Annotated in this window: 3 protein-coding genes; 1 reads left to right on the top strand and 2 read right to left on the bottom strand. The window is 45.7% G+C overall.

All coding sequences use genetic code 11. The features are described 5' to 3' along the window. Positions 1-352: 352 nt before the first annotated feature. Positions 353-1,474, bottom strand: a complete 1,122-nt coding sequence (locus tag BK120_RS34095) for a D-alanine--D-alanine ligase (RefSeq protein ID WP_076271909.1) — start codon at positions 1,472-1,474, stop codon at positions 353-355. A gap of 23 nt (positions 1,475-1,497) precedes the next feature. Continuing rightward, entirely contained in the window at positions 1,498-2,817 is a 1,320-nt protein-coding gene (locus BK120_RS34090; RefSeq protein WP_083682766.1) for an amidase domain-containing protein, read from the bottom strand. A gap of 509 nt (positions 2,818-3,326) precedes the next feature. Here BK120_RS34090 and acnA point away from each other — a divergent pair. Then, the gene (acnA, locus tag BK120_RS34085) at positions 3,327-6,038 is read left to right on the top strand and encodes an aconitate hydratase AcnA (protein WP_076271908.1); all 2,712 of its coding nucleotides are present in this window, start codon (positions 3,327-3,329) and stop codon (positions 6,036-6,038) included. Positions 6,039-6,829 lie beyond the last annotated feature (791 nt).

Raw genomic sequence — 6,829 nt, 5'->3', positions numbered from 1 at the left:
CCACCCAAACCCTCCCTTCCAAGGGAGGGCCCCAAGGGTTGCACCCTCTGGACACCCGCAATTGGACTTACCTAGGAGTTACACTGCGCGCGCTTTCTACATTTGAGGAGGATCGCTTTCGTCCCTGCGGGACACGCTTTACTTTTAGGGCATGGCATTAAAGAAACAACTTGTCCATTTTAAGAAGGAAAAAAGATCTTTTACCTGTTTACCTTGGATGCAAAGATAAAGATTGAAGCCCCAAGGCAAATAATAAAAGAAATTTTTCCCCATATCTTTTTTTCATATGTGTACAAACAGTTATAGAAAGTTATAGAAATTAAAAAAAGTTAAAGATCGTTAGAAATATATCTTACGATTGTGTTGCTTCACCTGTAAAATCTATCCGCTGCTTCTCCGCGTGACGGGAAAGAGCTAAGGAAATTAAGGTGTCTAACAATTCTTTATATGGAATGCCGGTTTCTTTCCACATAAGTGGATACATACTGATAGGCGTGAAACCAGGCAATGTGTTGACTTCGTTGATAAAAAGCTGATTGTCGCTTTTGCGAAGGAAAAAATCTACGCGCGATAATCCCGAGCCATCAATAGATTGAAATGCACGAACAGCCATTTCGCGAACGGATTCTGTAAGCTCAGGCGACAAATGAGCCGGAATCTGCATAGTCGATTTTCCATCGATGTATTTGGCTTTGTAGTCGTAAAATTCGTTAGAAGGCGCAATCTCGCCAGGTAAGGATGCTTTGGCATCATCATTGCCAAGTACGCTTACTTCGATCTCGCGGGCATCCACGAACTCTTCAACAATAACCTTGCGGTCAAAACGGAACGCATAGTTGATGGCATTAATAAGCTCTTCACGATTTTTCGCTTTGGATACGCCTACACTAGAACCTAGGTTAGCTGGTTTAATAAAGCATGGATAGCCAAGTGAAACCTCGCATTCCATGATGAAGAAAGATGCGTCTCTTTCCCACTGCGTACGGTTGAAGTACCGGAAAACGCATTGCGGCAAGCCTTCTTGCGCAAATACTTTTTTCATTAGAATCTTGTCCATCCCAACGGCAGAAGCGAGAACACCCGCTCCGACGTAAGGAATGTTCGCCATTTCGAACAGTCCTTGAATGGTACCATCTTCACCAAATGTTCCGTGCAGCAAAGGAAAAATCACATCAATGCGCGGCTCATCGCCAGCCATTTTTGAGCTTCTATTCAAGCCTTGAAATAATGGAGCAAGAGCAAAGCCATTATCCTCAGCCTCATCTGTTGTGTTGCGTAGATCTTCTACACTGCTTGGACGGTTATGCAAAACGGCTCCCGTTTTCCATTCGCCTTGCTTCGTAATATAAAAAGGTTTGATTTCATATTTGCTGTAGTCAAATTCACCCATTACTGCGTAAGCCGTTTGCAAAGAGACCTCATGCTCTCCCGATTTCCCCCCGTAAACTAAACCTACTCTAACCTTGCTCCCCATGGCATATCCTCCGGTACAATAATTTATAATAGATCTGCAATATGAAAAAAACGATATTTCGTTTGTTCCGTCCATGCATAGGAATCACGATAATCCCAATAACGATGCCTGCTGGAAACGGTATTCGCATTCACTAGCGGCATACCGAACGAGTCAAAGGCAGTAACGATTGTGCTGTGCTGAAAGCGATGATCACCATTCCAGTCATACGTAATGACATCTCCAAGCTGCAGCTCATCCGCAGATTGCACGACCTCTGCACGCAAGCCTGAGGTCTTTGAACCAGTTAAATAGTTGGTTATCGCATTCGATACCGCCCAGCTGTAGCTCCACCATTCACTGCCCTTATTTCGGCCCTTATACCACCAGCCCGTTTCTCTCTTACCAGTATAGTTCATCGGAGCATTGCCTGCAAAGATGCACTGCGACACGTAATTGGTACAATTCACCTCAAAAAGCTCATACGCTGGGTTCCCCTCATTCCACCAACGATCCGCATACGCAGCAACCAAATCTCTCCTGTAACGAATACCAGATGGTCTGTGTTTGAATTGCTGTAATAGGTCATAATTTAAGTATGGTGTTGATGGTGAAGATTGTTCGCCAAATAGCTCCGAGTAATCATCGACGGTCATCCAATTGTCTACTGCTGTGCCATAACGCGGTCTTCGTTCCGATATAATTGGCTCAACACGAAGAACATTCCATGAGTGACCTGCGAGCCCTAACCAAAGACGCTCGAATTCAGATCTTTCTTCCATGTAAAATCGCCCAGACTGCTCCATTCTTCTTTTGATGTGGAGACGAATCAACACGGAGACCTCGCTTGATGATTCGTTGACGCGTATGAGCTCTGCTTTTGTTTCGCTTCCTGCGGGAAGCGCGCCTCTAAGCAAATCGCGTTCACGAAGACGCTCAAGCCTGAATCTTAAGCGATCACAATGATCGCGGTCCGTAACGTAATCGGTCAGCACAGCCGCATGCTGATTCGCTTCGGCTTGATTGTACAAGCTAATATAGCGATGAACAGCAGCTTTCCAACCTTGCAGCTTCCCTTGCTGATCGTGCGGATCGTAATCAGAGGAACGAAGCAGCGAGTTTAACTTTGACGTTTGTTGTTTTACTGGCTGTTCTTCCTGATTTGCTCTTTTTTGATTTTGCAGTGCTTGATCGCCGATTGCAGCATTTCGCTCCGCTTGCAACCCGGAAGGCGACGGCTGCTTCTGGATGGCATGCGTTACAACTTTCTGCTGTGACTTGCGCTGAGAAGCTGATGGTTTGGATGATGTTTGGTTATGCTTTTGGCCCTGAGTTCCTGGCCCCCTGTTGCCTGTTCGCGGCATAGCAATCCCTCCTTGACCTTATCGTGAGTGCAAGCGTAAACGGCTGCAGCATCTCATTTGTTGAGGCTAACTGGTTAGCGTTGAAATATAAACTTTTGGGATAGAAATCCAACTTAACCGAACTTACATTTCAAATGTAAAAGGTTGCCGCTTTTCCCTTAATGCTTCATGGCCGCCGTTTCACGATGAAATATAAGTTTTTGGATTGACCTTCTCGTTAGCAATCTTATATTTCAAGCCTATGCTGCTACAGCTTGCCTTTATGGCATGAGAACGTCATCAAGTATTTCGGGGCTAAACCTGTCGCTGATTAACTGCTTCATTATATGAGGCACTCTGCCATTTCATGTAACATTCATTGAGGATCATTTTCAATGCCATTTCCAAGCGCATAAAGACATAATTGGACTTTACGGAAGGACTATTTTAACGATATACTATAGATATAGAAATTATGAAATAGTGTTTCACAGAATGAAACTCAGACTACAGTTAAAAGGAGAATGACGATGTCTACACAAAATCATTATTCAGTTCGCACAACGCTCGACGCTGGCGGCAAGTCTTATGCTTACTACCGTCTAGGCGGACTTGAAGAGCAAGGACTAGGCGATATTTCCAAGCTTCCTTTTTCAATTAAAGTATTGCTTGAGGCTGCTGTTCGTCAATTTGACGGACGCGCCATTACCCCTGAACATGTAAAGCAGCTTGCTACATGGGCTGACGGACGCGAAGATAAAGAAATTCCTTTCATCCCTGCTCGTATCGTTTTGCAGGATTTCACAGGCGTACCGGTTGTCGTTGACCTTGCTGCAATGCGCGACACTGTGAAAAAAGCAGGCGGAGATCCGAAAAAAATCAACCCGCTCGTACCAGTTGACCTTGTAATTGACCACTCGATCATGGTTGATGCATTTGGTTCACCTGAAGCACTTGAATACAATACTAAAGTTGAATTTGAGCGCAACGAAGAGCGTTACCGTTTCCTTCGCTGGGCACAAACAGCATTTGATAACTTCCGCGCGGTTCCACCAGGTACAGGTATCGTTCACCAAGTTAACTTGGAGTACCTTGCATCTGTTGCAGCTACAAAAACAGTTGACGGCGAAACCGTCGTATTCCCTGATTCCCTCGTAGGTACGGATTCCCACACTACGATGATCAACGGTCTAGGCGTAGTAGGCTGGGGCGTTGGCGGTATCGAGGCTGAGGCTGGTATGCTTGGTCAACCGCTTTACTTTGTAATGCCAGAAGTTATCGGCTTCAAATTGACAGGCAAACTTGCAGAAGGTTCAACAGCAACTGACCTTGCGCTTACGGTTACTCAAATTTTGCGTAAAAAGGGCGTTGTTGGTAAATTTGTTGAGTTCTTCGGCCCTGGTCTATCGAACATCAGCCTTGCTGACCGTGCAACAGTTGCCAACATGGCACCAGAATATGGCGCTACAATCGGCTTCTTCCCTGTTGATAACGAGACTCTTAGCTACTTGCGCCAAACTGGCCGCAATGAGGATCTTATTGAGCTTGTTGGCTCTTACTACAAAGCGCAAGACATGTTCCGTACTGACGAGACTCCAGATCCAGTATTCTCGGATGTGGTTGAGCTTGATCTTTCGACAATCGTTCCTTCCCTTGCAGGCCCGAAACGTCCTCAAGACCGCGTAGAGCTTACTGCAATGAAGGAATCCTTCAATAGCATCATCCGCACACCGATTGACAAAGGCGGCTACGGTCTGTCCGATGAGAAAATCGAGCAGTTCGTTACTGTTAACCATAATGATGGCCAAGTTAGCCAAATGGGTACTGGCGCAGTCGTTATCGCAGCTATTACAAGCTGTACGAACACTTCGAACCCAAGCGTAATGGTTGGCGCTGGTCTAGTTGCTAAGAAAGCAGTAGCACTTGGACTTAAGAAACCTGCTTATGTAAAAAGCTCCCTAACACCGGGCTCGCTCGTTGTTACGGAATATTTGACAAAAGCAAACCTAATCGAGCCGCTTGAAGCACTTGGCTTCCACGTTGCTGGTTACGGCTGTGCGACTTGTATCGGTAACTCCGGTCCACTTCCAGACGAAGTAAGCAAAGCGATCATCGACAATGACATGACCGTATCTGCTGTACTTTCCGGTAACCGTAACTTTGAAGGCCGTGTCCACGCACAAGTAAAAGCAAACTATCTGGCTTCTCCGCCACTAGTTATCGCTTATGCGCTTGCTGGAACGACTAACATCGATTTGACAACTGATCCAATCGGTTTCACTGAAGACAACAAGCCTGTATTCCTAAAAGATATTTGGCCAACGTCGCAAGAAATCAACGACGCAATGACAGCTGCACTTAACCCGCAAATGTTCCGTGATAAATACGAAAACGTATTTACACAAAATGAGCGTTGGAACGCTATTTCGGTACCTAAGGGCGAAAGCTACGAGTGGGATGCAAAATCAACTTACATCCAAAACCCGCCGTTCTTCGAAAACCTAAGCTCCGAGCTTTCTGATATCAAAGATATCCATACAGCAAACGTACTTGCTCTTATGGGCGATTCCGTAACAACGGATCATATCTCACCTGCTGGTAACATCACAGTTAACAGTCCAGGCGGTCAATACTTGATCGAAAACGGCGTTAAACGCGAAGACTTCAACTCTTACGGCTCGCGTCGTGGTAACCATGAAGTTATGATGCGCGGTACGTTTGCGAACATTCGTATTCGTAACCAAGTGGCTCCAGGTACAGAGGGCGGCGTAACGACTTACCTTCCAACAGATGAAGTAATGTCGATCTACGATGCATCGATGAAATATCAAAACGAAGGCAAAAACCTTGTCGTTCTTGCTGGTAAAGAATACGGTACTGGTAGCTCGCGTGACTGGGCTGCAAAAGGTACATTCCTACTAGGCGTCAAAGCTGTTATCGCTGAAAGCTTCGAGCGTATTCACCGCTCCAATCTGGTTGGTATGGGCGTATTGCCACTCCAATTCCCAGAAGGTCAAGGCTGGAAGACGCTTAACATCACTGGCCGCGAAACATTCGACATCGTTGGCTTGTCAAATGACGTTACTCCAGGTTCGCAAGTTACCGTTACGGCTACTCGCGAAGACGGCACGACATTCGACTTCCCAGCAATTGTACGTCTTGACTCGGTAGTTGACGTTGATTACTATCGCAACGGCGGTATCCTGCAAACTGTACTTCGTCAAATGATCGCTAACATGTAATAATCTGCGCAGTATCAAAAAGAGCTTTGCCGATTCGTCGGCAAAGCTCTTTTTTCGTTTGTTTTAAGCAATAGCGTTGTTACTTGCTTCTTGTTATTTGCTAACTGTTACTTGTCACTGTACGCTGGAACAATTTCCGCCGCCTATGCTTGTTGGTAGCTCCAGTACCTCCTATCTTCTCTCACACACTCCTTATGAGTTTGAGCTAGATTACAGGCAAAACTTTAATCTTATTCCCCTCAGATAGCAGAGGCGCCGCTAAATCATCAGTCTTAGTCACGCTTGTTTTGTCATAGCCTCACTTTTTCGCACAAAACTTCATCTATCCGACATATGAGCACAGCCACGTTCCCCTCCCAGTGCAGGTGCGCAGCTACCACAATCACATTAATCCTCAACTGTACTTGAAGTGTCATAGCTTCACTTTATCGTACAAAACCTCACCTAACGGACATAGGATCCGTTATTTACTACAAATAACGTCCACAACAAATTTAACGGACATACGATCCGCTACGTACCCCACCCAAAGCAGGCGCGCGGCTATCACGTTGTTAGTCCTGTAGCTTGAGTTTGAACCAAATTACAGCCAGCACCCTGCCACGATCCCCCCACCCGGAGCATGCACATAACTATCACAATCAAATTAGTCCTCTACGCACTTGAAGCGTCATATCTTCGCTATTTCCCATAATGCTCATCTTAACGGACATAGGATCCGTTATTTACTACAAATAACGTCCACAACAAATTTAACGGACATACGATCCGCTATTTGTCCCATTTCGAGC

Source organism: Paenibacillus sp. FSL A5-0031, assembly GCF_001956295.1.
Taxonomy (GTDB): domain Bacteria; phylum Bacillota; class Bacilli; order Paenibacillales; family Paenibacillaceae; genus Pristimantibacillus.
The sequence above is the reverse complement of the archived record's forward strand: the minus strand, read 5'-3'. Positions and strand labels throughout refer to the sequence as shown.